This is a genomic window from Mesorhizobium montanum (assembly GCF_033977145.1).
Lineage (GTDB): Bacteria > Pseudomonadota > Alphaproteobacteria > Rhizobiales > Rhizobiaceae > Mesorhizobium > Mesorhizobium montanum.
Genome location: NZ_JAVIJF010000016.1, coordinates 56461 through 79708, shown reverse-complemented (window position 1 = coordinate 79708; position 23248 = coordinate 56461). Strand labels below are relative to the sequence as shown.

Below are 23248 nucleotides of genomic sequence, written 5' to 3'. Positions count from 1 at the left end.
ATATCGGATGAGACCGGGCCGCCTGATCGCCAAGGCCATCCTGGCGCTGGCCGGATTCCTCGCCGTGTTCCCGCTTGTCTGGACGGCGCTCAACGCGCTGAAGAACAATGTCGACATCATCACGCGCGTGCCGAAGGTGATCTTCACGCCGACGCTCGCCAATATCGGCTACATCCTCGGCCGCGACAGCGTGCTGACCGGCCTCTACAACTCGATCGTCGCCTGTGGCTGCGCCGTGCTGATCGGCGTCGCGCTCGGCCTGCCGGCGGCTTATGCGGTGGCGCGCTATCCGAACCGCTTTGCCGGCGACATCCAGTTCTTCGTCTTGTCGCTGCGCTTCCTGCCGCCGGTGGCGGTCGCCATTCCGCTGATGGTGATCTGGTTGCAGGTGGGCCTCTACGATACTTTGCCGGCGTTGATCGTCACCTATTCGCTGCTCACCATCTCCGTCATCATGTGGCTCGCCTTCCCGGCCTTCCAGGCTGTGCCGAAGGAGATCGAGGAGGCGGCCTTCGTCGACGGCTATGGCGCCTATTCGGTGTTCTGGCGGATCGCGCTGCCGGTCGCGGCGCGCTCGCTCGCCGGCGCCGTCGCCTTCAGCTTCGTGCTGGTCTGGAACGAATTCCTGATCGCGCTGATGCTGTCGAGCTCGAACGCCAAGACCCTGCCGATCGTCGCGTCCGAACTGTCGCAGCAAGGCATGAACGTGCCCTGGGGCATCCTCAACGCTTCGGTCGTGCTGCTGTCGCTGCCGCCGCTGCTGTTCCTCGGCGTGTTGAGCGGCTTCCTGAATTCCGTTTTCCGGCAAAAGAAGAGTTGAAGTGAGGCTTACCCGATGCGTGCACTGGTGCTTGAGAAAAAAGGCGAACTGTCGCTGCGCGAGATCGCGCTGCCGCTCGATGTCGGTCCGGACGACGTCAGGATCGCCATCCACACCGTCGGCGTCTGCGGCAGCGACGTGCATTATTACACGCATGGTGCCATCGGCAGCTATATCGTGCGCCAGCCCATGGTGCTCGGCCATGAGGCGTCGGGCACGATCGTCGAGGTCGGCGACAATGTCGCGAACCTGAAGGTCGGCGACCGCGTCTGCATGGAGCCCGGCGTGCCGAACCTTGCGTCGCGCGCAACGAAGCTCGGCATCTACAATGTCGACCCCGACGTCCGCTTCTGGGCGACGCCGCCGGTGCATGGCGTGCTCGCGCCCTACGCGGTTCACCCCGCGGCCTTCACCTACAAGCTGCCGGACAATGTCTCCTTCGGCGAGGGCGCGATGGTCGAGCCCTTCGCCATCGGCATGCAGGCGGCAGCGCGGGCCCGCATCGTGCCCGGCGATGTCGCCGTCGTCATCGGCTGCGGCCCGATCGGCATCATGATCGCTCTGGCCGCCCTGGCGGGCGGCTGCTCGAAAGTTCTGATCTCCGATTTCTCCGCCCCGAAGTTGAAGATCGCTGCCCAGTATCCGGGCATCGTGCCGGTCAATATCGGCGAGCAATCGATGGTCGATGCGGTGCGGACCGCGACCGACAATTGGGGCGCCGATATCGTGTTCGAGGCGAGCGGCAGCCCGAAGGCCTTCGCCGACCTGTTCGAAATCGTGCGGCCGGGAGGCGCGGTGGTGCTGGTCGGGCTGCCGGTGGAGCCGGTCGAGCTCAATGTGCCGGCGGCGATCTCGAAGGAGGTGCGCATCGAGACCGTGTTCCGCTATGCCAACATCTTCGACCGCGCCCTGCAGCTCATCGCCTCCGGCAAGGTCGACCTCAAGCCGCTGATCACCGGCACCTATGATTTCTCCGAAAGCATCAAGGCGTTCGAGCGCGCCGCGGAAGGCAAGCCGCAGGACGTCAAGCTGCAGATCCTGCTTACCGGCGAGAAGGGATAACAAATGTCCGCGATCGTTTGCTCCCATGTCGACAAGGCCTATGGCGCCACGAGCGTCATCCGCGATCTCAACCTGTCGATCGAGGAGCATGAATTCGTCGTCTTCCTTGGCCCGTCCGGCTGCGGCAAGTCCACACTGCTCAGGATGCTGGCCGGGCTGGAAGACATCAGCGGCGGTGAGGTGTCGATCGGCGGCAAGGTGGTGAACGATCTCGACCCGGGCGACCGCGGCATCGCCATGGTGTTCCAGAATTACGCGCTCTATCCGCATATGACCATCTTCGACAACATCGCCTTCGGGCTGAAGCGGCAGAAAGTGCCGGCGGCCGAGATCAAGAAGCGGGTCGAGGCGGTCTCGCGGACGCTCGGCCTGGAACCCTATCTCGGCCGCAAGCCGACCGAGCTTTCCGGCGGCCAGCAGCAGCGCGTGGCGATCGCGCGCGCCATGATCAAGACGCCGAAAGTGTTCCTGTTCGACGAGCCGCTCTCCAACCTCGACGCCAAGCTGCGCAACCATATGCGCGTCGAGATCGCCAGGCTGCACCAATCGCTGAAGACGACCACCGTCTATGTCACGCATGACCAGCTCGAAGCGATGACGCTCGCCGACCGCATCGTGCTTTTGAAGGACGGTGTGATCGAGCAGATCGGCTCACCGGCGGAAATCTATCGCCGTCCGGGCAATTTGTTCGTCGCCGGCTTCATCGGCACGCCCAACATGAACTTCATCGAGGCCACGGTCGGCCGCAAGATGGATGGCTGGACACTTACTGGTGCCGGAACGGTGCTGTCGGTGGAAGGCAGCGACTTCTGCTTGCGCGATGGCGATCGCGTCGTGCTCGGCATCCGGCCTCCGGATCTGAAGACGGCCGGAACCGCCGGCGCAGGAAACCTGCTGCAGGGCACCGCCGATCTCATCGAGTTCCACGGTAATGACGCGCTGGTCACGTTCGGCTCGGGCGGCAAGGAGATCAGCGCGCTGGTGCCGGCCCGCGAATGCCCGCAACAGAGCGCGCCCGTCCGCTACACGTTCGAAGAGCAGAGCATCCATCTGTTCGACGCCGAGACAGGCAAGTCGCTGCGCAAGCAATAAGAAATTGTCGTGGTTACATTGAAGCGGCGCGACTATCTAAGAAATGATTCCCCAGCCACGCAACTCAGCGCCGACTGCATTGATAAATTTGAAGCAATCGGCGGCGGAGGCAACGATAGCGCGGTGAGCTAGGTCGTTCCGAGCGCTCCTCCCGTTCGTAACGAGATCATAGTCAATCCAATTTAGCGCGCTTCGCGAAGCGCTCATTCTCTCTGCCAACTGAAATCGCTTCGGTTTCTTGCGGCCCGGCGTTGAAGGCATGGGGAAGAAGGCCTCATGAATGCACTGCAGCAGGAAATTGTCCAAGGCACAGTAGGCAAGGACTAAAGGCAAGTTGAAGAATTCAACTGGGGGATCAATCTGGACCATTAAGCCGGGCAACGCTGCGCTGCGGCTCCAGTTCTTCAAGCTCTCAACAACTGTCCACTCTTGAGCGATTTCAGCTCTAACCAGAGGGTCTGTTATCATGTCCGCCCTCAATTGCCGCAGATGTCTGATACGTCAGGTTATGATCAGCTACCCAATCGCGTCGAGCGACTGCCGCTGGCGGTGCATTTCGAGGAAGATGCGGTAGTCGCGGTCGAAGCGGGCGCCGGCGGCCTTGTTGGGCGCGCGCGTCCTGCCGCCCTGCTGCATGGCGACGCAAGCGGCGCTGAGGTCGCCGTAGAGCCCGGCGGCGGTCGCCGCCACCATGCCGGTGCCAAGCAGCACCGCCTCGTCGGCCAGCGGCTCGACCACCGTGCAGCCGGTGGCGTCGGCATAGAGCTCCATCAGCAGCGGGTTCTTGGTGTGGCCGCCGGTGACATGCAGCGTGTCGATCAGATAGCCGTTCTCGTTCAGCGCCTCGAGCACATGGCGCACGCCGAGCGCTATGCCGACCGCGGTGCGCCAGTAGAGTTTGCACAGGCTGTCGAAGGAGGAATCGAGCGTCAGGCCGCTGATGACGCCGACCGCGTGCGGGTCGGCGAGCGGCGAACGGTTGCCGTGAAAATCCGGCAGCACGTGCAGCCGCGCCGCCAGCGCGTCGCCATCCTCGGCGCGCAACTCGGCGACGCGCCCGGCGATCTTCATATGCATGGCCGCGTCCGGCTCGGCGCCGGCGCCATGCCAGCGGATGATGTGGTCGAGCAGCGCGCCGGTGGCCGACTGGCCGCCTTCGGACAGCCACAGCGTCGGCAACGCCGCGCCGTAATAAGGACCCCAGACGCCGGCAAAGGGCTGCGGGTCGCGCGACATGGCCATGACGCAGGAAGACGTGCCGGCGATCAGCGCCAGATGCCGGCTGATGTTTTGCTCATCGCCGGCAAAGCCGCCCAGAACGCCGAGCGCGCCGGCATAGGCATCGATCACCCCGGCGCCGACCCGGCATTTCTCGGTCAGCCCGAGTTCAGCCGCTGCTTGCGCCGTCAGCGGGCCTATATCGGTGCCGACCGGGCTTGCCTTTTCTGGCAGGTTGCCATGCTCGAACAGATCGCCGAGACCGACGAGCTCGAAGAAATCGCGCCGCCAGCTTCTGTCCTCGTGGGCGAGATAGGTCCATTTTGCCGTCAGCGTGCATTGCGAGCGGGCAAGCGAGCCGCTTGCCTTCCAGGTCAGGAAATCGGCCAAGTCAAACAGATAGCCGGCTTCTTCCCATGTCTTCGGCAAATGACGCTTCAGCCACATCAGCTTCGGTGTCGCCATCTCCGGCGACATCACGCCGCCGATGTAATCGAGAACGGCATGACCGCTGGTCGTGCATTCGTCGGCCTCGGCGATGGCGCGGTGATCGAGCCAGACGACGGTGTCCCAGCGCTTCTCGCCGGTGACCGAGACACCAAGCTGGCCGCCCTGTCGATCGCGAACAACCAGCGAGCAGGTGGCGTCGAAAGAGATGCCGGCGATATCCCCCGCGGTGACGCCGGATTTCTGCAGAGCGACCCGCACGGCCTTGCACACCGCCGACCAGATATCTTCCGAATCGTGCTCGGCGTGATCTGGCTTGGGCTGATGCATGGCGATCGGGTAATCGGCGCGGCCGAGCAGGTTGCCCCGCGAGTCGAGTATGCCCGCGCGAGCGCTTCCGGTGCCGACATCGACCGCGCAAACAAAGCTTTTCGTCAAGATGCTTTTACTCTCGCTCCCAGGCCTGCAATCAGATCGGGTAGTTGCAGCATGTCAGCGAATATAGAGTCCGGCTCCGTCGACGCAAGCCGCGCCTTGAGGGCGGGATTGGACGCGTGCGAGCCACCGGCGAACGCAAAGACGCGCATGCCCGCCGCGCGGGCCGCGGCGATGCCGGCGGGACTGTCCTCGATCACCAGGCAGTCGCGCGGATGCGCCCGCATGCTGGCGGCGGCATGGAGAAAAAGGTCGGGTGCCGGCTTGCCGCTTTTGACCATCGTGGCGCTGAACAGATGCGGCTCGAGCAGGGGGAGCAGGCCGGTGACGTCGAGCGCGTAGCGGATGCGTTCCAGCGTGCCGGAAGAGGCGACGCAGCAAGGCAGGCCGAGCTTCGGCAGCACTTCCCTGACGCCGGCGATCGGCTTCAATTCCTCGCGGAATTTGCGCATCAGGTCGACGCGCATGGCCGTCAGATGCCGGTCGCTGATCTCCAGCCCGAAGTCGCGGCCGAGGATCTCGCGCACGCTTTTCATGCTCTTGCCGAGGAAATGCTCGTAGGCGGCGTCCTCTGAGATCGTGCCGCCGGCCAGCTCGATCATGCCGAGCAGCGCCGAGACCGAAAGCGCCTCGCTGTCGACCAGCACGCCGTCACAGTCGAAGATGACCAGTTCAGGCGTCATCGCGGCATGCTTCCGGTGGGTCTCAGATCAGGACAACGCTTCGCTGAATCGTCATCCTGATCCAACTCGTTGTTAAAGCGTGATCTTTTCCGAAAACCGGTTCCCACTTTTCGGGATCACGCTCTAGAGCTTCCCGGCGAGATAGCGCGTCAGGGTTTCGCGCGCGCCGTTCGCCCACAGGACCTTCAGGGCATGGGCGAAGGCCTCGGCGAAGACTGGCGAGCGGCCGACATCGCCATAGATGTCCTCCATCGCCAGCCAGGCCTTCGGATCGTCCTTCGCCGCCTTGGCGGTCGCCCGCATGCGATCCCAGCTCGGGTCGTTCGGCTCGATGACGGCGCCGCTGTCGGTGGTGCCGAAGCAATAGCGGCACCACAAGGCCGATTCCAGCGCGAGACCGGCGACGCCCTTGCCTGCCTTCAGCCGGTCGGCAATCGTCGGGATGATGAATTTCGGCTGGCGGTTGGAACCGTCCAGGCAAAGCCGACGGATGGTGTCGCCGATCTTGGGGTTGGAGAAACGGCGCTCGATGAGCTGGTAGTACTCCTCCAGATCGGTTTCCGGCACGGGCGGCACGGTCGGGATGATCTCGTCATGCTCGAGCTTCGAGAGGAACGCGCGCACCAGCGGCTCCTGCATGCCTTCATGGACGAAATGGATGTCCATCAGCCCGGCTGGGTAGGCGATCGTGGCGTGGCCGCCATTGAGGATGCGGATCTTCATCAGCTCGTAGGGCGAGACATCCTTGACGAACTGCACGCCGACCTTTTCCAGTGCCGGGCGGCCAGCGGTGAAGTGATCCTCCAGCACCCATTGCTTGAACGGCTCGCAGAACACCGGCCAATTGTCCTCCAGGCCGAAATCGTCTGCGAGGATCTTGCGCTCGCGGTCGGTGGTGGCCGGCGTGATGCGGTCGACCATGCCATTGGGGAAGGCGACCTTGTCTTCCACCCATTTGGCCAGGTCCTCGTCGATCAGCCGGGCCAGCCCGATGACACCGTCGGAAGTGACGTGGCCGTTGTGGGGGATGTTGTCGCAGGACATGACGGTGAACGGCACGATGCCGTCGGAACGCCGGCGCAACAGCCCGGCAAGGATGATGCCGAACACGGTTTTCGGCGCCGCGCCCGGCTGTGCGTCGGCAACGATGTCGGGATGGGCCGGGTTGAACTTGCCGGAAGCCGGGTCGATGAAATAGCCGCCTTCGGTAATGGTCAGCGAGACGATCCTGATCGCCGGATCGGCGAGCTGGTCGATGATCGCGGCAGCATCGCCAGGCGTCAGGAAATCGATCATGGCGCCGGTGACGCGGGCGCTCATATGACCCTGGTCCTGCTCGACGACAGTGGTCAGCCAGTCCTGCTCTTCCAGCTTGGAGCGGCCGATCTTCTCACCCTCGAACACGCCGGCGCCGATCAACCCCCAGTCATGGCCGTCGCCGGCGCCGAACAGGTCGTCGAGATAGACCGCCTGGTGCGAGCGGTGGAAGTTGCCGACGCCGAAATGGACGATGCCCGCCTTCAGGGCGGAGCGGTCATATTTCGGGCCGGCGACCTTGGCCGGCAGCTTGGCGAGGTTGGAGGAAGAGAGTTTTACGGTCATCTCATTTACCCTTTGGCCGATCTGCGGCCCGACTGTTCCGCCTCCTTCGAGGGAGCGAGGATGAGGGGCAACACCTGGTGCTCCAGTATGCTGCCCCTCACCTGCCCCGCGGCGTCTTCTCCGGAGGAAAGAGAGAAGCGCCTCCCCCTCAACCCATCCCCGTCAACTCATCCATTGGCCGCCATCGACATTGTAGGTCTGGGCGACGATGTATTCGGCCTCGTCGCTGGCGAGGAAAACCGCCATGCCGGCGAGGTCCTCCGGCCTGCCCATGCGGCCGTAGGGAACGGCTTCGCCGACCAGCCGCTTCTTCTCGCCTTTCGGCCGGTTCTCATATTTGGCGAACAGCGCGTCGACCTGATCCCACATGTCGCTGTCGACGACGCCCGGCGCGATGCCGTTGACGTTGATGCGATGCTTGATGAGATCGAGCCCGGCCGATTGGGTGAGCGAAATGACGGCGGCCTTGGTGGCGCAATAGACGGCGACAAGCGGCTCGCCGCGGCGGCCGGCCTGGCTCGCCACGTTGATGATCCTGCCGCCTTTACCGCGCGCGATCATGGAGCGGGCAGCGGCCTGCAGCATGAACAAAGTGCCGGCGACATTGACCGCGAACAAGCTTTCATAGCTCGCCTTCGTTATCTCCACGATCGGCGCCAGGTCGAAGATCGCCGCGTTGTTGACCAGCACGTCAACACCGCCGGCCCTTGCCTCGACCGCCTTCACCGCGGCCTCGATCGAGAACTGGTCGGTGACGTCGAGCTGGACCGCGTAAGCCGCGGGACCGATCGCCTTCGCGGTCGCTTCCGCCGCTTCCAGGTTGATGTCGGCAATCGCCACCGTCGCACCTTCGCGCGCATAGGCTTCGGCGAAGGCCCTGCCGATGCCGCGCGCCGATCCGGTGATCAGCGCCGATTTGCCTTTCAACCTCACTCTCCCATCCTCACTCTCCCATCCTCACTGGGCCAGCGCCTTGCCGTCGGCGCCGAAGCGATGGAGCTTGGTCTTGTCCGGGGTCAGATAGACGGTGTCGCCATGCCTCACCGCGACCTCGCCATCGGCGCGGACGTTGACGGTGCCGATGCCATCGGCCTGGACGTGCAGGAAGGTATCGGAACCCAGATGCTCGGCAACGCCGACCGTCGCCTTCCAGTCGCCGGAAGTGGTCGAGATGTTGAGATGCTCGGGCCGGACGCCGATGGTCTTGGCGCCATACTTCTCCGCCGGCGCACCTTCGATCATGTTCATCTTTGGCGAGCCGATGAAGCCTGCGACGAAGAGGTTCTTCGGCGTCTTGTAAAGCTCCATGGGCGAGCCGACCTGCTCGATGTTACCGGCGTTGAGCACGACGATCTTGTCGGCCATGGTCATGGCTTCGACCTGGTCGTGGGTGACGTAGACCATCGTCGTCTTCAGCTGATGATGCAGCTCGCTGATCTCCAGCCGCATGGTGCCGCGAAGCGCTGCGTCGAGGTTGGAGAGCGGCTCGTCGAACAGGAAGGCCGAAGGCTGGCGCACGATGGCGCGGCCGATGGCGACGCGCTGGCGCTGGCCGCCGGAGAGCTGGCCCGGGCGGCGCTCGAGATAGTTGGTGAGGTTCAAGACGCGCGCGGCGTCCTTGACCTTCTTGTCGATGGTCGCCTGGTCCTCGCCGGCCATCTTCAGCGGGAAGGCGATGTTCTTGGCGACCGTCATATGCGGGTAGAGCGCGTAGGATTGGAACACCATGGCGAGCTTGCGCTTGGCCGGGGCCTCCTGGGTGACGTCGCGGCCGTCGATGGTGATGGTGCCGCCGCTGACGTCCTCAAGCCCGGCGATCAGGCGCAGCAGCGTGGACTTGCCGCAGCCGGACGGACCGACGAACACGACGAACTCGCCATCCTCAATATTGAGATCGATGTCTGGAATGATCGTCGTCGACCCGAAGGACTTGGAGACGTTCTTGAGTGTGATGTTTCCCATGGTTTCCTCCCGGGGGATTTTCGCCGTCCGCTGCTTGGCGTTGCTGTTACTTCACGGCACCGCCTCTATTTCACAGCACCAAAGGTGAGGCCGCGCACCAACTGCTTCTGGCTGAACCAGCCCATGATCAGGATCGGCGCGATCGCCAGCGTCGAGGCCGCCGAAAGCTTGGCCCAGAACAGGCCTTGCGGGCTGGAGAAGGAGCTGATGAAGGCGGTGAGCGGCGCGGCATTGGTGGTGGTGAGCCGGATGGTCCAGAACGCTTCGTTCCAGGCCAGGATGATGTTCAAGAGCATGGTCGAGGCAATGCCGGGAACCGCCATCGGCGTCAGCACATGGATGATCTCGTTCCAAAGCGAGGCGCCGTCCATGCGCGCCGCTTCGAGGATTTCGCCGGGGATCTCGCGGAAATAGGTGTAGAGCATCCAGACCACGATCGGCAGATTGATCAGCATCAGCATGATGGTGAGGCCGATGCGGCTGTCGAGCAGGCCGGTGTCGCGGAAGATCAGGTAGATCGGGAACAGCACCGCGACCGCCGGCATCATCTTGGTCGAGAGCATCCACATCAGGATGTCCTTGGTGCGCTTGGTCGGCGAGAAGGCCATCGACCATGCCGCCGGGACCGCGACCAGGAGAGCCAGGACGGTGGAGCCGACCGCCAGGATCACCGAGTTCAGGAAGAACTTGAAATAGCCGCTCTGCGCCTGCACCTCGGCGTAGCTTTCCATGGTGCCGGACGGGATCAGGGCGAAGCCCTGGATCGCCTCCTGCTCCGACTTGAACGAGGTGATGATCGTGTAGAGGATCGGAAAGAAGATCAGCAGGGCGACGATCCAGGCCGCGGCCGTGGCGATGGTCTTGTGCTGGGTGGTGACTGCGCGTGCCATCTTGACCTCCCTATTTGTCCAGGTTCTTGCCGACGGCGCGCATGGCGAAGAAGGCAACGATGTTGGCCAGAATGACGGCGATCACGCCACCGGCGGACGCCTGGCCGATTTTGAACTCCAGCAGCGCCTTCTGGTAGACCAGGAAAGGCAGGTTGGTGGAGGCATAGCCCGGGCCGCCATTGGTGGTGACCAGGATCTCGGCATAGATCGAGAGCAGGAAGATCGTCTGGATCAGGATGACGACGGTGATGGCGCGCGACATGTGCGGCAGCGTCAGATAGATGAAACGGCTGATGAAGCCGGCGCCGTCCATCTCGGCTGCCTCTTTCTGCTCGCCGTCGAGCGACTGCAGGGACGTCAACAGGATCAGCGTCGCGAAGGGCAGCCATTGCCAGGCGACGATGATGATGACCGCCGTCAGCGGATGCTGGCCGAACCAGTCGATAGGCTGGGCGCCGAAGAAGCGCGCAATGTCGGCGAAGACACCGTATTGCGGGTGCATGATCATGTTCTTCCAGACCAGCGCCGCAACCGGCGGCATGACGAAGAACGGCGAAATGACCAGGATGCGCACGATGCCCTGGCCCCAGATCGGCTGGTCGAGCAGCAGCGCAAGAAGAATGCCGCCAATGATGGTGATCAAGAGGACCGCCACGACGATAGTCAGGGTGTTGAGAATGGCGGCGAAGAACGCCGGATTGTCGTAGAACAGTTTGTAGTTGGACAGACCGACGAAGCCGTCGCGGATCGGGTTCAGCGGATTGTATTGCAGGAACGAGAACCAGAGCGTGAAAGCGAGCGGCACGATCATCCAGACGAACAGCAGGATCACCGATGGCGCCATCATGAAACGGGCAATCGAACGGGTTTGCTGAGTAGCCATGACGGTCACCCTCCCAAAGTCAGCCGGATTTTCAGAATTGTGCCAGAATCTTCCCGATTTTGAAAAGTGGCCGCCCGAACTGGGTTTCGGGCGGCCACCTGCCGGTCATGGTAGGCGACCGGCATTCGGCACCGGGAGGAGCCTTACTTGATGTAGCCGCCTTCGGTCATCGCCGCGGTGGCCGCGTCCTGCGCCTGCTTCAGCGCATCGTCGACGCTCGACTGGCCGGCGAGCGCCGCCGAGAAGAGCTGGCCGACGGTGGTGCCGAGGCCCTGGAATTCAGGAATGGCGACGAACTGCACGCCGACATAGGGCACCGGCTTGACGGTCGGATGCGTCGGGTCGGCGGCGTTGATGGAGTCCAGCGTCATCTTCGCGAAGGGCGCTGCCTTCTGGTACTCCGCATTGGCGTAGAGCGAGGAACGCGTTCCGGGCGGAACGTTGGCCCAGCCTTCCTTAGAGGCGACCAGTTCGGCATAGTGCTTGCTGGTTGCCCAGGAGACGAACTTCTCGGCGGCATCGGCCTTCTGGGTGCCGGCGGGGATCGCCAGCGACCACGCCCACAGCCAGTTGCCGCGCTTGCCGAGACCATTGTCGGGCGCCAGCGCGTAGCCGACCTTGTCGGCGACCTGCGAGGCCTTCGGATCGGAAACGAAGGACGCCGCGACGGTGGCGTCGATCCACATGCCGCACTTGCCCTGCTGGAACAGCGCCAGGTTCTCGTTGAAGCCGTTGGACGAAGCGCCTTCCGGACCGTCGGCCTTCATCAGGTCGACATAGAATTGCAGCGTCTTCTTCCACTCGGGCTGATCGAATTGCGGCTTCCAGTTCTCGTCGAACCAGCGCGCGCCGAAGGAGTTCGACATGGCGGTGAGGAAGGCCATGTTCTCGCCCCAGCCGGCCTTGCCGCGCAGGCACACGCCGTTCACGCCGTTGGCGCGGTCGGTCATCTTGTCGGCGGCCTGCTTGATGAAGTCCCAGGTCGGCGCGTCGGGCATCTTGAGACCAGCCTTCTCCATCAGGTCCTTACGGTACATGACGAAGGAGCTTTCGCCGTAGAAGGGCGCGGCATAGAGCTTGCCGTCGACCGAAAGGCCGCCGGCGATGGCCGGGATGATGTCCTTGACGTCGTAGTCGTCGCCGAGCTTGTCGAGCGGCAGGAGCCAGCTCTGCTTGGCCCAGATCGGAACCTCGTAGGTGCCGATGGTCATGACGTCGTACTGGCCACCCTTGGTGGCGATGTCGGTGGTGACGCGCTCGCGCAGCACGTTCTCTTCAAGCGTGACCCAGTTGAGCTGGATGTCGGGGTTAGCCTTGGTGAAGTCGTCCGTCAGCTTCTGCATGCGGACCATGTCGCCGTTGTTGACGGTGGCGATGGTGATGGATTCGGCATGCGCGGCGAAAGCAAGGGCGCTGGCCGACAACAGGCCCAGGGTGAGCGTGCGAAGTTTCATCAAAATTCCTCCCATAAACCAAGATGAGCATTTGCCTTGGCTTTGGGCAATTACTCACTTGCTGTGATTTATGTCAAGCCGAAATCTATGCTGCAGCGCAGCAGAAATGACGCAACGTGACCCGGTCCGGCGACGTGGTCGGCAACTTTCGAAGATGAGACCAGGGTCGGCTTACGGGCAAGCGATCTCGGCCAGGATCCAGTCGCGGAAGGCGCGGATCTTCGGCACGTTGCGGCGCGCCGTCGGATAGACCAGCCAGTAGGCATGGCCATTGTCACCGACCAGGTCGAAGGGCTGGACCAGACGGCCATCGGCGATCTCGTTCTTGAACAAAGCCCTGGTCAGGATGGCGACGCCGTGGCCGGCCATTGCCGCATTCGCCTCATAGGCCTGCGCGCCCATGCTTGAGCCGGGCCGCCTGGCGAGGTCATGCCCGGCAACGCCGGCGGCCTCGAACCATTGCGTCCACCAGATGTCGCCGGGATCGAGGATCGGCAGGCGCAACAGGTCCGCCGGCTCGTTGACGCCGCCGATGCTCGCCGCGAGCTTCGGGCTCAGCATCGGCGTGAAATCGGCGTCGAGCAGTTTATGGGACTCCAGCCCTGGCCACTTGCCGCCGCCGGAGCGGATGGCGAGATCGACATCCTCGCGCGCGAAATCGGTCAGGCGGCTCGACGTGTCGAGCCGCACGGCAAGTGCGGGGTGAGCGAGCTGGAACGCGCCCAAGTGCTGCGCCAGCCAGTTCGAGGCAAAGGTCAGCACGGTGGTGACGCATAGCAGGCCGTCGGCGCCGCCGCGCGCCGCGGCATAGGCCTGACCCAGAATGGCGAAGGCCTCGCTGACGGCGGGCGCCAGACGCTGGCCGGGCTCGGTCAGTTTAATCTGCCTTGGACGGCGCAGGAACAGCGGCGCACCGATGCGCTCCTCGAGCACCTTGATCTGATAGCTCGCCGCGGCCTGGGTCATGCCCAGTTCTTGCGCCGCCTTGGTGAAGGACAGGTGCCTTGCCACCGCTTCGAACACCCGGATCGCCTGCAGCGGCGGCAGCGGCGCAAGCTGCGGAGAGCTGAGATCGGGCATAAGGCCTCCTTATGGGTCATGATCGAGGTTTAATTGGAAGCACGAACCGGCCAACCCGATATTTGGGATCGACGATCAATCCAGTTCAAGCATGGCGAAGGCTGAAGATCATGACAACGATACAGGAAAAGCTCGTTTCCACACCCGCGCGCAGCTGGTTTTTTATGCTGGCGCGGGGAATTCTCATGGTTTTCAGGCCGCAGGCGCGGCTATGTCGATGTCCGCGAATTATCGGAACATCTGCAGCGCGACATGGGCTTTCTCGACGGCAACGATCCGCGCGGCCCCTCGCAATAGCCGGCTCCTTTTATCGGCAGTCAGCCGCCGAGCAGGGCCGTGGCCGTGCGCTCATCGGTGATCAGGCCGTTGACCAGCCGGCGATTGACGGCGGCCAGGATGCCCGGCAGCTTGCGTTCGCCCATGGCCAAAGCAATGACCAGCGACTTCTCCCGCGACGGCAAGGCGGCGGAGGACACGCGGTCGTTGGTGATGCCTTCGATCATGCGGCCTTCGCGGTCGAACACCCAGCCGACGATCTCGGCGATGCCACCCGCCTTCTGCAGCGCCTTCAACTCGCTTTCCGAGATGAAGCCGTCCTCATAGAGCGGCGCCTTCGGGCCGAGATCGCCGATACCGATAAAGGTGACGTCGGCCTCGGCGGCCAGCGCCAGGGTCGGCTGGATCATGGGCTGGTTGAGCAGCATCTCGCGCTCTTCCGGTGAAGAGGCGATGACCGGCAGCGGCATCGGGAAGGATCGTGCCTTGACGCGGTCGGCCATGGTGAAAATGACGTTGTAGAAAGCCGCCGAGCCATCGGGCGAGATGTTGCCGGTCAACGACACCACCTTGTGCTGCGGGCATTCCATTGGCGGCAGCTGCTCGATCGCCGCCTTCAGCGTGCGTCCGGTGCCGATCGCCATGACGATAGGCGCTTCCGAGCGCAGCCGGCGTTCGATCTCGGCGGCCGCCGCCTCGGCGATGCCGATCGTCGTCGAGCTCGACGTCGGATCGCTCGGCACCACCTCGACGAGGTCGAGTGCGAAACGTGACTTCAGCCGCGCGGCAAGGTCGAGGCAGTTGGCGATCGGATGATCGACCCGCACCTTGATCAGGCCCTCCGACATGGCAAGCGATACCAGCCGCTGCGCCGTCTGCCTTGAAATGCCGAGCTTGGCGGCGATCTGGTCCTGCGTGTTGCCGGCAACATAATAAAGCCAGCCGGCGCGCGCGGCGTCGTCCAACCTGGTGCTGCCGATTTCCTGTCGCGAATTCACGTCCTGCCTCCCAGCCCGTAGAATGCTGAAACGGGCGCGCCATAGCTTACAGTGAATATGCCCGCGCGCAATTGCCTATCGAGAGAGCAATTGCTTGCCAACCTCGCCGGGTCCCGAAGGATCAATTCGTCGCTTGCCCAACCATTTGCCGGCGGGACGGTTTATCTCGACCGGGAAACCGACTAAGGGGATCGGCGAAGGGAGCCGCGCATGACGCCGAGAGCCGTTTTCTGGGACATGGACGGGACGCTGGTCGACAGCGAGCCGCTGCATGAGGCAGCCCTCGTAGCGGCGCTGCGCGGCGTCGGCATCGCGCCGCCGGTCGACCTGCATGAGCGCGTCCTGGGCATCGCCGCATGGCCGGTCTACGAAATGCTGCGCGATCAGTTCGGGCTCGACCTGCCCTTCGACGAGTGGATCATGCGCAAATACGACCACTATCTGCCGCTGGCCGAGACGCTGAAGCCGCGCCCCGGCGCGATCGAGGTGTTCAACGAATTGCGCGCGCTCGGCGTCGAGCAGGCGGTGGTCTCCAACTCCGACCGGCTTATCGTCGATGCCAATTTGAACGCAGTGGGCCTCGCCTATCCCGGCATGCGTACGGTCAGTCGCAACGACGTGATCGACGGCAAGCCGCTTCCCGAGCCCTTCCTGCGCGCTGCTTATCTTGCCGGCGTCGATCCGGCGGACGCATTTGCCGTCGACGACAGCCTCACCGGCGCCATGGCCGGGCTGGCGGCGGGCATGAAGACGATCTTCTGGCCGGAGGCGCCGATGGCAGGTCCGCCCGGCGCCATCGTCATCAACAGCGCCAAGGAATTGCGCCGGGAACTCGGACTCTGAACGAGACCACCGAGGTCGGCGCCGTCCCTCATCCACCCTTCGGGCACCTTCTCCCCGTCTAACGGGGAGAAGGAAGGATGGCTGCTCAGTTCCGGTAGACCGGCTCTTCCTCGTCGAGGATCGCCTTCAACTCGGCCAGATGGCGTTCGGCCTGTCCCGGATAATCGTCCATTTCGCGTGCGGCCTTCTCGGCGATCTCGTCGGAAAGCGTGCGCAGCGGGCGGCCGGTCCACAGCGCCTTGATATAGGTCTCGGCGGCGCGCTCGAAATAGAACATGCGGTTGAAGGTGTCGGCGACACTATCGCCGATGACCATCACGCCGTGATTGCCCATGACCATCACCTTGACCTTGGGGTCTGTCAGAAGCTGCGAGCAGCGCTCGCCTTCTTCCTCGAAGGCCAGCCCGCCATAATGGGCGTCGACGACATGGCGGTTGAAGAACATGGCGGAGTTCTGGTCGATCGGCGGCAGCGTCGAGTCGGCCAGCGAGGCAAGCACGGTGGCGTGGATCGAATGCACATGCATGGCGCAGCGCGCATGCGGGACGTTGCGATGGATGGCGCCATGCAGGCCCCAGGCGGTCGGGTCGGGCGCGTTGGGACCGGACAGCGTTTCGGGATCGTTGGCGTCGATCAACAGCAGGTCGCTCGCCTTGATGCGCGAGAAATGCACCTGGTTCGGGTTCATCAGGAACTTCGTGCCGTCCTCGCTGACGGACAGCGAGAAGTGGTTGGCCACAGCCTCATGCATGTTGAGCCGGGCGGTCCAGCGGAAGGCGGCGGCGAGATCGACCCGTTCCTCATAATAGGGCAGGTTGCTCAGCGGTTCCTTGTGCAGGCGGGCAAGGCTCATCGAAAATCCTCCGGTTAAGTCTTGTTCTACGCAATTCCGGACGGAAAACCGCTACGCACTTTTCCTGGAATTGCTCCAGACAATGCCGCGCAGCGCGGCTGCCAGCAACCGATAACTGGTGGCTCAGGCCGCCGGGCGTGCCGACTGCAGCCCGCCCTGCTCGACGATGAAGTCGATCACTTCCTGCAGGCCCTTGCCGCGCGACAGGTCGGTGAAGCCGAAGGGACGCTTGCCGCGCATGCGCACGGCGTCGCTTTCCATGACGTCGAGGTTGACGTTCACATAGGGCGCAAGATCGCTCTTGTTGATGATCAAAAAATCGGAGCGGGTGATGGCCGGACCGCCCTTGCGCGGGATTTCCTCGCCCTGGCAGACCGAGATGACATAGAGGGTCAGATCGGCGAGGTCGGGCGAGAAGGTGGCGGCGAGATTGTCGCCGCCGGACTCGATGAAGATGATGTCGAGATCCGGGAATTTTTTGTTCAGCTCGGCGATTGCCCGCAAATTGATCGAGGCGTCCTCGCGAATGGCCGTGTGCGGGCAGCCGCCGGTCTCGACGCCGACGATGCGCTCCTCCGGCAATGCTTGTAGCCGCGCGAGCATCATCGCATCCTCCTTGGTGTAGATGTCGTTGGTGACGACGGCGATGGAGAAGTCGTCGCGCAACGCCTTGCAGAGCTTCTCGGTGAGCGTCGTCTTGCCCGAGCCGACGGGACCGCCAATGCCGATGCGAAGAGGACCGTTTTTCGACATCATGCCGGAAACTCCGTGATGGCAAGGATTGCAAAGCCCAGCCCGATCACCAGGCAGAGCGGCGAATAGAAGCGCTGGTCGAGTCGCGCGAAAGGCTGCTCCGGCGCGAGCCGGCGCCACCAGGGCGTGAAGCCGGCGATACCGCGGCCAAGAAAGACGAGGCCGATCAGCAGCGCCGTGGCGGCCAGCCCTTCCCTTTGAAAGGGCGTCGCAAAGACACCGGCGAGCGCCAGCGGCCAGAGCGTCGCGAGCGCCAGGCAAGCAGCGACTGCGAAACTCGCGAAGGTCGACGGCATCTCGTCGACGCCGCGAAAGCCGACCACGGCGCGGGCGCAGGACGCCTGATCGGTGCCCGGCCAGATGCCGCCTATGCCCCAATAGACATGCAGCGTGGTGATTATGAGCAGGACGAAGGAGAGGATGAAGGCGAGAAGGGTCATGAGCGGAACAGCCGCGAGTATTGTGTCTCGTGCTTCATCGCCATGATGTCGGACATGAAGGCTGCGCCGCCTAAATCGTCGAGCGTCGACGCCGCGGCGCGGGCAGCCGTAGCGATGGCCAAAGTTTCAAAGCCGGCTAATAATGCGACGGCGTCGGTTTGGCCAACGACGCCGAGCCTGATCGCCGCCTGCAAGAGGTTGGAGAAGAAAGCTTGCAGGAAGGCGGACAGCGCCTCCGAAGGGCCGATGCCGCTGCTCCCGGCAATGGCGCCGACTGCGACGCTATAAGGGCAATCAGCCGGCAGACGCTGCAGCACTGGCGACGACCAGGCGGATGCCGCCTGGAGGAAGGCCGAACCTTGCAGCATGGTTTCGAGATGACGCTCCTGCGATCCGGCGAGCGCCTCGGCCAGCGCGGCGATTTCCGGCAGATCACCGCCGTCGCGCGCGCGCCGCCAGCTTTCGGCGAACAGCACGGCATCGTTCCAGCCGGAGCCCATCTCGACCAGCGTCTCCAGCCAGCCGGCGAGATCCTGGCGATCGGCGATCAGCCCGTCATACACGGCGCGCTCGAGGCCGTGGCTGTAGGAGAAGCCGCCGACCGGAAAGGACGGCGACAGCCAGGCCATCAGCCGCAGCAGCGCGACGGTGGAAAGCCGCTCAGTCATGATGATGGTGGTGATCGTGGTGATGATGGTCGTGCGCATGATCGTGGTCGTCGTGGTCATGATCATGGTGGTCATGCGAATGGCCGTGATCGTGGCCATGCCCGGAATAGGCGCCGCGCACCGGGCTGAACGGCAGCAGAACCTCGTTGACCGTGGCGCCGAGGCCTTCGAGCATCGCCTTGATGACATGGTCGCGCAGGATGAGGATGCGGTCTGGCTCGATGCTTGCTGCCAGGTGACGGTTGCCGATGTGCCAGGCAAGCTCGGTGAGATGTACGGCGTCGCGGGCGCGGATGTCGTAGACTTCTTCCGGCGCCGCGACGATCTCGAGCTGGCGGCCGTCCTCCAGCACCAGCCGGTCGCCATTAGCGAGCGCTACAGGCTCGGGCAGGTCGACCAGGACCTTGTCGCCGCCCGCGGTTTCGATGGCGCGGCGGCGCAGATGCCGCTCGTCATGCGGCAACACCGCATTGTCGTAAGGTATCGCCAGGCCCGCCTCGCCGGCCGCAAGCACCGAGACAGCGCGCGGGAACTTGGTGAAATCGGTATTGATGTTGAGCTTCATTTCATGGCTCCGCCATTAGAGCGCCGCGCGTCATCTTGGACGCGCAAAGGACGCTCTAACATGTTTGACTCTATGCATCGTGCTTTCCGAAAATCGGTTCCGATTTTCGGGCCGATGCATTGGCTTGCGCGCGGTCACGAGCAGGTCGCGACAGCACGCGGTCGAAATAGGCGTTGACGCGCTCGGAGTCGATCACAAAGCGGCCAGCGCGGGCCCAGCCGCCCATGTCGCCGAGCAGCACGTCGACAGCGGAAAAGCGATCGCCCAACGCAAATAGCTTATCGCCAAGCCGCCGGTCCAGCGCCTTCACTTCGGACGCGAAATCATAGGCCGCGGCCGGACCGACATCGACCCGCACGTCCTTCGGCAGCAGGAAGCGGTGGCGCAATTTGTTCCAGAGCGGTGCTTCCAGCTCGCTCTGCGCGAAATGCATCCAGGAATCCATCTCGGCGCGGCCGGCAAGGCCGGGACTGGCGCCCATGCCATGGTCGGCGTGCTTGTCCGCCAGATAGACGCAGATCGCTGCCGAGTCCGTGATCTTCAGGTCGCCGTCGATCAGGATCGGCACCTTGCCCGACGGATTGAGCGCATAGGCCTCGGGCGAGCGCAGCTTGACTTCGACGAACTCATAGGGCTGCCCGAGCTCTTCGAGCATCCAGAGCACCCGGCTGACCCGCGATCCGCGCGATCCGACGGCCTTGTACATGGTTGGATCCTGCATTTGGGGCAACTCTAAACCATCCGCCGCGGTCAAACGATGGTGTCGAAGAGCCGCAGTATGAACGATATCTGGTAGACCAGGGCTGCCGCGACGAAGGCGATGTGGAAACGGCGGTCGCGCACCAGGATCGCGACGAGGCAAAGCGCCACGAAGACCGGCGTACGAAACAGATATTCGTTGCCGAAGCGGGCGAAATGCTCCGGACCCTTGAGCAGCGTGTCGACGACATCGAGCAGATAGGTCGCCGCCAGCAGGCCGAAGAACCAGGCGCGGCGCGAATAAAAATAGTCCTCGTAACCGGTGTAATCGAGCATCGAATCCGGAAACAGCAGCGCGCAGAGCAGGAACAGCGTGATGGCGTAGAAGACGATGAAAAGATATTTGCCGAAGGTCCAGTTCTCGATGGCGTAGAGGCCGAACTCCCACCACCAGAAATGCACCAGCATCAGCAGCACCGAGGCGACCCAGGCGAGATGCACCGTGTAGAGCCGGTACTGGCCGGGATGCTGTACGAGACGCGCGACCCCGGACAGCAGCCGGGTGACGCCAAGGCCGATCACCATGCCCATGACGATGCGGATATGCGGGAAGATGTCGTGCGGAGAGGCTATTTCGGTGGGCATCTACGCAGACGCTTGATCATTGCGGTCAGTCATACCAGAGCCACAGCTTTCGATAGCCCGCCGGAACTTCAATCCACTCGGCGGGTAGGTGATCCACATCGCCCTCCCAGGTTTCGTCCGGTTCGAACCCTGACGGCAACCAGTCAATCACGTCTTCTTCGCTCGCGCGCGTTGTGATGACGACCTTGTCCGAGAACGGCCATTCTCCATCATCGCACTGCACGATAGCTATCCGAACGTCGTGAACTTCGGGTCTTTTTCGTACCGACTGGAATGTCGCGATAATCGTATCGTTATCCGGCTCTTCCAGACTGTTGCACAGCAGTCCGGCTTCACCATCAGCCCCGTCAAAGTACTCTTCCAGTGTAACGAGCGGCATAATGACCGGGGTGACACCGCCATTATATTCCCGCAGCGCGCCCATCCTGGAAATCAATGCCAATTTCTTCTGTTCATTCATGATGCGTCCGATCTTGTGGGCGCACCAAGTCTAAAACAGAAAATACCGTTGCGCCATCGGCAGGACTGTCGCCGGCTCGCAGGTCAGCAACTCGCCGTCGGCGCGCACCTCATAGGTTTCGGGGTCGACCTCGACATGCGGCGTGGCGTCGTTGAGCACCATGGAATGCTTGCCGATGCCGCCGCGCGTGTTCTCGACCGCGATCATCGCCTTGTCGACACCCAGCCTGCCTTGCAGGCCGGCATCGAAGGCGGCCTTCGAGACAAAGGTCACCGATGAATTGGTCAGCGCCTTGCCGTAAGCGCCGAACATCGGCCGGTAGTGCATCGGCTGCGGCGTCGGGATCGAGGCGTTCGGGTCGCCCATCGGGGCCGCCGCGATCATGCCGCCGACCAGCACCATTTCCGGCTTGACGCCGAAGAAGGCCGGGTTCCACAGCACCAGGTCGGCGCGCTTGCCGACCGTTATCGAGCCGATCTCCTTCGACAGGCCATGGGCGATGGCCGGATTGATGGTGTATTTGGCGATATAGCGGCGGACGCGGAAATTGTCGTTGTCGCCGGTCTCGCCGGCCAGCGCGCCGCGCTGGCGCTTCATCTTGTCGGCGGTCTGCCAGCAGCGGATCGCCACCTCGCCGACGCGGCCCATGGCCTGGCTGTCGGAGGAGATGATCGAGAAGGCGCCGATGTCGTGCAGGATGTCCTCGGCGGCGATGGTCTCCTTGCGGATGCGGCTTTCGGCAAAGGCGATGTCCTCGGGAATCGACGGCGACAGATGATGGCAGACCATCAGCATGTCGAGATGCTCGGCCAAGGTGTTGACGGTGTAGGGCCTGGTCGGATTGGTCGAGGACGGGATGACGTTGGGCAGGCCGCAGACCTTGATGATGTCGGGCGCGTGGCCGCCGCCGGCGCCCTCGGTATGGAAGGCGTGGATGGTGCGGCCCTTGATCGCGGCAACCGTGTTTTCGACAAACCCTGACTCGTTCAGCGTATCGGTGTGGATCATCACCTGGACGTCGTAATCGTCGGCGACCGACAGGCAGCAGTCGATGGCGGCCGGCGTGGTGCCCCAGTCCTCATGCAGCTTCAGCGAGCAGGCGCCGGCCAGCACCATCTCTTCAAGTGCTGCCGGCCGTGAGGCATTGCCCTTGCCGGACAGGCCGATATTCATCGGGAAGGCGTCGAAGGACTGGATCATGCGCGCCATGTGCCACGGTCCTGGCGTGCAGGTGGTGGCCAAGGTGCCATGCGCCGGACCGGTGCCGCCGCCCAGCATGGTGGTGATGCCGCTCATCAGCGCTTCCTCGATCTGCTGCGGGCAGATGAAATGGATATGCGCGTCGAAGCCGCCGGCCGTCAGGATCTTGCCTTCACCGGCGATGATCTCGGTGCCCGGACCGATGATGATGGTGACGCCGTCCTGCGTGTCCGGATTGCCGGCCTTGCCTATTGCCGCGATGCGGCCGTCCTTCAGGCCGATATCGGCCTTGACGATGCCGGTGAGCGCGTCGACGACCAGCGCGTTGGTGATGACGGTATCGACCGCACCGCCCGCACGCGTGACCTGGCTTTGGCCCATGCCGTCGCGGATGACCTTGCCGCCGCCGAATTTCACTTCCTCGCCGTAAACAGTGAAGTCCTTCTCGACCTCGATGAAGAGCTCGGTGTCGGCGAGCCGCACCTTGTCGCCGAGTGTCGGTCCATACATCTGCGCATAGGCGGCGCGGGTTACCCTGGCCATCAGCGATTGCTCCCGGAATTCAGGTTGCCAAAAGTAAGCTTGATTGAGCGCGGCGTACACATTGTCGCCATCCAATGGTCACGCAATGACCCGTTCGGCGACACCTTGAGCGCCCATTTGGGCGTTCCCATCGGGCCGTTGAGGCGGGCGGACTCACTCCAAAGCCGATGGAAGGAATATCCATGCGCAAAGCGATACTTCTCGCCGCGACCGCCACCTTGATGACGGCAGGCGCCGCGAGCGCTCAGCAGCAGCCAACGCCGCAGCCCAGTCCGGCGCCGGCCGCGCCAGCCGCTCCGAAGAGCCAGCCCGCGGTGCCGGCGATCCAGAGCGTCAACGTCATCGACATCAGCGAACTGCCCAAGGACACGCAGACGCAGGTCAATCAGATCGTGGCGCAGCGCGGCGACGCCGGCTTGCAGACGTTGCGCAAGTCGATCGACGCCACGCCCAAGGTGAAATCCGCGCTTGAAGCCAAGGGTGTCAGCTCGGCGCAGGTGATCGCCGCCAGCATGCAGCCCAATGGCGCGCTGACGCTGATCACCAAGAAGGCGAGCTGATCGCACGCCAAGGCGGGCCGCCTTGCGGTCCGCCGGCGACCTTTTGAAGGGAACCTCCGGCCAGGCAGGACCGTTTCGCTTTTTTCGCCCCGTCACGAGTTCAGTCAGGAGCGAGCG

Annotated in this window: 25 protein-coding genes; 5 read left to right on the top strand and 20 right to left on the bottom strand. The window is 63.5% G+C overall.

Going from position 1 to position 23248, the window contains the following annotated elements; translation table 11 throughout:
* The first annotated feature begins 7 nt into the window (after positions 1 to 7).
* From RFM68_RS21690 to RFM68_RS21680, 3 genes are read left to right on the top strand one after another with little or no spacing between them, the layout of a single operon-like run.
* Positions 8 to 820 (top strand): carbohydrate ABC transporter permease, encoded by an 813-nt coding sequence (locus tag RFM68_RS21690; protein WP_320235049.1) that lies wholly within the window; start codon positions 8 to 10, stop codon positions 818 to 820.
* 15 nt (positions 821 to 835) lie between these two features.
* Positions 836 to 1882, top strand: coding sequence for an NAD(P)-dependent alcohol dehydrogenase (locus RFM68_RS21685; protein WP_320235048.1), 1047 nt, complete (start codon positions 836 to 838; stop codon positions 1880 to 1882).
* Positions 1883 to 1885: 3 nt separating this feature from the next.
* Complete coding sequence (locus RFM68_RS21680) at positions 1886 to 2974, top strand: ABC transporter ATP-binding protein (protein ID WP_320235047.1); 1089 nt, start codon at positions 1886 to 1888, stop codon at positions 2972 to 2974.
* A 36-nt stretch (positions 2975 to 3010) separates the two neighbouring features.
* On the opposite strand, the gene RFM68_RS21675 is transcribed toward RFM68_RS21680, so the two are convergent.
* The 11 genes from RFM68_RS21675 to RFM68_RS21625 form a co-directional block, all read right to left on the bottom strand.
* Positions 3011 to 3442: a hypothetical protein gene (locus RFM68_RS21675; protein ID WP_320235046.1), complete on the bottom strand. Its 432-nt coding sequence runs from the start codon at positions 3440 to 3442 to the stop codon at positions 3011 to 3013.
* A gap of 48 nt (positions 3443 to 3490) precedes the next feature.
* Positions 3491 to 5077, bottom strand: a complete 1587-nt coding sequence (locus RFM68_RS21670) for an FGGY-family carbohydrate kinase (protein WP_320235045.1) — start codon at positions 5075 to 5077, stop codon at positions 3491 to 3493.
* A complete protein-coding gene (locus RFM68_RS21665; RefSeq protein ID WP_320235044.1) occupies positions 5074 to 5757 on the bottom strand; it encodes an HAD-IA family hydrolase in 684 nt (227 codons plus the stop codon). Before RFM68_RS21665 ends, RFM68_RS21670 begins: the two co-directional genes overlap by 4 nt.
* A gap of 123 nt (positions 5758 to 5880) precedes the next feature.
* Positions 5881 to 7359: a mannitol dehydrogenase family protein gene (locus RFM68_RS21660; RefSeq protein ID WP_320235043.1), complete on the bottom strand. Its 1479-nt coding sequence runs from the start codon at positions 7357 to 7359 to the stop codon at positions 5881 to 5883.
* A 162-nt stretch (positions 7360 to 7521) separates the two neighbouring features.
* Positions 7522 to 8292, bottom strand: coding sequence for an L-iditol 2-dehydrogenase (locus tag RFM68_RS21655; protein WP_320235042.1), 771 nt, complete (start codon positions 8290 to 8292; stop codon positions 7522 to 7524).
* Between the two features lie 24 nt (positions 8293 to 8316).
* Entirely contained in the window at positions 8317 to 9321 is a 1005-nt protein-coding gene (locus RFM68_RS21650; RefSeq protein ID WP_320235041.1) for an ABC transporter ATP-binding protein, read from the bottom strand.
* Between the two features lie 65 nt (positions 9322 to 9386).
* Positions 9387 to 10211 carry a carbohydrate ABC transporter permease gene (locus RFM68_RS21645; RefSeq protein WP_320235040.1) on the bottom strand — a complete coding sequence of 275 codons (825 nt, stop codon included), beginning with the start codon at positions 10209 to 10211 and terminating at the stop codon, positions 9387 to 9389.
* Between the two features lie 10 nt (positions 10212 to 10221).
* Entirely contained in the window at positions 10222 to 11094 is an 873-nt protein-coding gene (locus tag RFM68_RS21640) for a carbohydrate ABC transporter permease (protein ID WP_320235039.1), read from the bottom strand.
* 143 nt (positions 11095 to 11237) lie between these two features.
* Positions 11238 to 12548 carry an ABC transporter substrate-binding protein gene (locus tag RFM68_RS21635; RefSeq protein ID WP_320235038.1) on the bottom strand — a complete coding sequence of 437 codons (1311 nt, stop codon included), beginning with the start codon at positions 12546 to 12548 and terminating at the stop codon, positions 11238 to 11240.
* Positions 12549 to 12719: 171 nt separating this feature from the next.
* Positions 12720 to 13628 carry a LysR substrate-binding domain-containing protein gene (locus tag RFM68_RS21630; RefSeq protein ID WP_320235037.1) on the bottom strand — a complete coding sequence of 303 codons (909 nt, stop codon included), beginning with the start codon at positions 13626 to 13628 and terminating at the stop codon, positions 12720 to 12722.
* Between the two features lie 317 nt (positions 13629 to 13945).
* Positions 13946 to 14902 (bottom strand): sugar-binding transcriptional regulator, encoded by a 957-nt coding sequence (locus RFM68_RS21625; RefSeq protein WP_320235036.1) that lies wholly within the window; start codon positions 14900 to 14902, stop codon positions 13946 to 13948.
* Positions 14903 to 15112: 210 nt separating this feature from the next.
* Between RFM68_RS21625 and RFM68_RS21620 the strand changes: the two genes are divergently transcribed.
* Complete coding sequence (locus tag RFM68_RS21620; RefSeq protein ID WP_320235035.1) at positions 15113 to 15745, top strand: HAD family hydrolase; 633 nt, start codon at positions 15113 to 15115, stop codon at positions 15743 to 15745.
* 85 nt (positions 15746 to 15830) lie between these two features.
* Here RFM68_RS21620 and RFM68_RS21615 read toward each other — a convergent pair whose 3' ends face one another.
* From RFM68_RS21615 to ureC, 9 genes are all read right to left on the bottom strand, one after another.
* Complete coding sequence (locus tag RFM68_RS21615) at positions 15831 to 16598, bottom strand: class II aldolase and adducin N-terminal domain-containing protein (protein WP_320235034.1); 768 nt, start codon at positions 16596 to 16598, stop codon at positions 15831 to 15833.
* A 123-nt stretch (positions 16599 to 16721) separates the two neighbouring features.
* Positions 16722 to 17354: an urease accessory protein UreG gene (ureG, locus tag RFM68_RS21610; RefSeq protein ID WP_320235033.1), complete on the bottom strand. Its 633-nt coding sequence runs from the start codon at positions 17352 to 17354 to the stop codon at positions 16722 to 16724.
* Positions 17351 to 17791, bottom strand: a complete 441-nt coding sequence (locus RFM68_RS21605) for a DUF3995 domain-containing protein (RefSeq protein ID WP_320235032.1) — start codon at positions 17789 to 17791, stop codon at positions 17351 to 17353. Before RFM68_RS21605 ends, ureG begins: the two co-directional genes overlap by 4 nt.
* Positions 17788 to 18498 carry an urease accessory protein UreF gene (locus tag RFM68_RS21600; protein WP_430694907.1) on the bottom strand — a complete coding sequence of 237 codons (711 nt, stop codon included), beginning with the start codon at positions 18496 to 18498 and terminating at the stop codon, positions 17788 to 17790. Before RFM68_RS21600 ends, RFM68_RS21605 begins: the two co-directional genes overlap by 4 nt.
* On the bottom strand, positions 18452 to 19024 hold the full coding sequence (gene ureE, locus RFM68_RS21595) for an urease accessory protein UreE (RefSeq protein WP_320235031.1): 573 nt from the start codon (positions 19022 to 19024) through the stop codon (positions 18452 to 18454). The genes RFM68_RS21600 and ureE overlap by 47 nt, the downstream gene beginning before the upstream one ends.
* A 70-nt stretch (positions 19025 to 19094) precedes the next feature.
* Entirely contained in the window at positions 19095 to 19730 is a 636-nt protein-coding gene (locus RFM68_RS21590) for a glutathione S-transferase family protein (RefSeq protein WP_320235030.1), read from the bottom strand.
* A gap of 44 nt (positions 19731 to 19774) precedes the next feature.
* The gene (locus RFM68_RS21585; RefSeq protein ID WP_320235029.1) at positions 19775 to 20368 is read right to left on the bottom strand and encodes a hypothetical protein; all 594 of its coding nucleotides are present in this window, start codon (positions 20366 to 20368) and stop codon (positions 19775 to 19777) included.
* Positions 20369 to 20393: 25 nt separating this feature from the next.
* Positions 20394 to 20828, bottom strand: coding sequence for a YfbO family protein (locus RFM68_RS21580; RefSeq protein ID WP_320235028.1), 435 nt, complete (start codon positions 20826 to 20828; stop codon positions 20394 to 20396).
* A gap of 30 nt (positions 20829 to 20858) precedes the next feature.
* Positions 20859 to 22571: an urease subunit alpha gene (ureC, locus tag RFM68_RS21575; protein ID WP_430694903.1), complete on the bottom strand. Its 1713-nt coding sequence runs from the start codon at positions 22569 to 22571 to the stop codon at positions 20859 to 20861.
* A 182-nt stretch (positions 22572 to 22753) separates the two neighbouring features.
* Here ureC and RFM68_RS21570 point away from each other — a divergent pair, with 182 nt between their 5' ends.
* Entirely contained in the window at positions 22754 to 23131 is a 378-nt protein-coding gene (locus RFM68_RS21570; protein WP_320235027.1) for a hypothetical protein, read from the top strand.
* The last annotated feature ends 117 nt before the right edge of the window (positions 23132 to 23248 follow it).

Coding starts and splice junctions, on each gene's coding strand:
- RFM68_RS21580 (WP_320235028.1), bottom strand. CDS start 20,828: ATGAATGAACAGAAGAAATTGGCATTGATTTCCAGGATGGGCGCGCTG.
- RFM68_RS21685 (WP_320235048.1), top strand. CDS start 836: ATGCGTGCACTGGTGCTTGAGAAAAAAGGCGAACTGTCGCTGCGCGAG.
- RFM68_RS21645 (WP_320235040.1), bottom strand. CDS start 10,211: ATGGCACGCGCAGTCACCACCCAGCACAAGACCATCGCCACGGCCGCG.
- RFM68_RS21570 (WP_320235027.1), top strand. CDS start 22,754: ATGCGCAAAGCGATACTTCTCGCCGCGACCGCCACCTTGATGACGGCA.
- ureE (WP_320235031.1), bottom strand. CDS start 19,024: ATGAAGCTCAACATCAATACCGATTTCACCAAGTTCCCGCGCGCTGTC.
- RFM68_RS21615 (WP_320235034.1), bottom strand. CDS start 16,598: ATGAGCCTTGCCCGCCTGCACAAGGAACCGCTGAGCAACCTGCCCTAT.
- RFM68_RS21635 (WP_320235038.1), bottom strand. CDS start 12,548: ATGAAACTTCGCACGCTCACCCTGGGCCTGTTGTCGGCCAGCGCCCTT.
- RFM68_RS21620 (WP_320235035.1), top strand. CDS start 15,113: ATGACGCCGAGAGCCGTTTTCTGGGACATGGACGGGACGCTGGTCGAC.
- RFM68_RS21600 (WP_430694907.1), bottom strand. CDS start 18,498: ATGCGCACGACCATCATCACCACGATCACCACCATCATCATGACTGAG.
- RFM68_RS21665 (WP_320235044.1), bottom strand. CDS start 5,757: ATGACGCCTGAACTGGTCATCTTCGACTGTGACGGCGTGCTGGTCGAC.
- RFM68_RS21640 (WP_320235039.1), bottom strand. CDS start 11,094: ATGGCTACTCAGCAAACCCGTTCGATTGCCCGTTTCATGATGGCGCCA.
- RFM68_RS21650 (WP_320235041.1), bottom strand. CDS start 9,321: ATGGGAAACATCACACTCAAGAACGTCTCCAAGTCCTTCGGGTCGACG.
- RFM68_RS21590 (WP_320235030.1), bottom strand. CDS start 19,730: ATGTACAAGGCCGTCGGATCGCGCGGATCGCGGGTCAGCCGGGTGCTC.
- RFM68_RS21605 (WP_320235032.1), bottom strand. CDS start 17,791: ATGACCCTTCTCGCCTTCATCCTCTCCTTCGTCCTGCTCATAATCACC.
- RFM68_RS21680 (WP_320235047.1), top strand. CDS start 1,886: ATGTCCGCGATCGTTTGCTCCCATGTCGACAAGGCCTATGGCGCCACG.
- ureG (WP_320235033.1), bottom strand. CDS start 17,354: ATGATGTCGAAAAACGGTCCTCTTCGCATCGGCATTGGCGGTCCCGTC.
- RFM68_RS21675 (WP_320235046.1), bottom strand. CDS start 3,442: ATGATAACAGACCCTCTGGTTAGAGCTGAAATCGCTCAAGAGTGGACA.
- ureC (WP_430694903.1), bottom strand. CDS start 22,571: ATGGCCAGGGTAACCCGCGCCGCCTATGCGCAGATGTATGGACCGACA.
- RFM68_RS21585 (WP_320235029.1), bottom strand. CDS start 20,368: ATGCCCACCGAAATAGCCTCTCCGCACGACATCTTCCCGCATATCCGC.
- RFM68_RS21630 (WP_320235037.1), bottom strand. CDS start 13,628: ATGCCCGATCTCAGCTCTCCGCAGCTTGCGCCGCTGCCGCCGCTGCAG.
- RFM68_RS21660 (WP_320235043.1), bottom strand. CDS start 7,359: ATGACCGTAAAACTCTCTTCCTCCAACCTCGCCAAGCTGCCGGCCAAG.
- RFM68_RS21690 (WP_320235049.1), top strand. CDS start 8: ATGAGACCGGGCCGCCTGATCGCCAAGGCCATCCTGGCGCTGGCCGGA.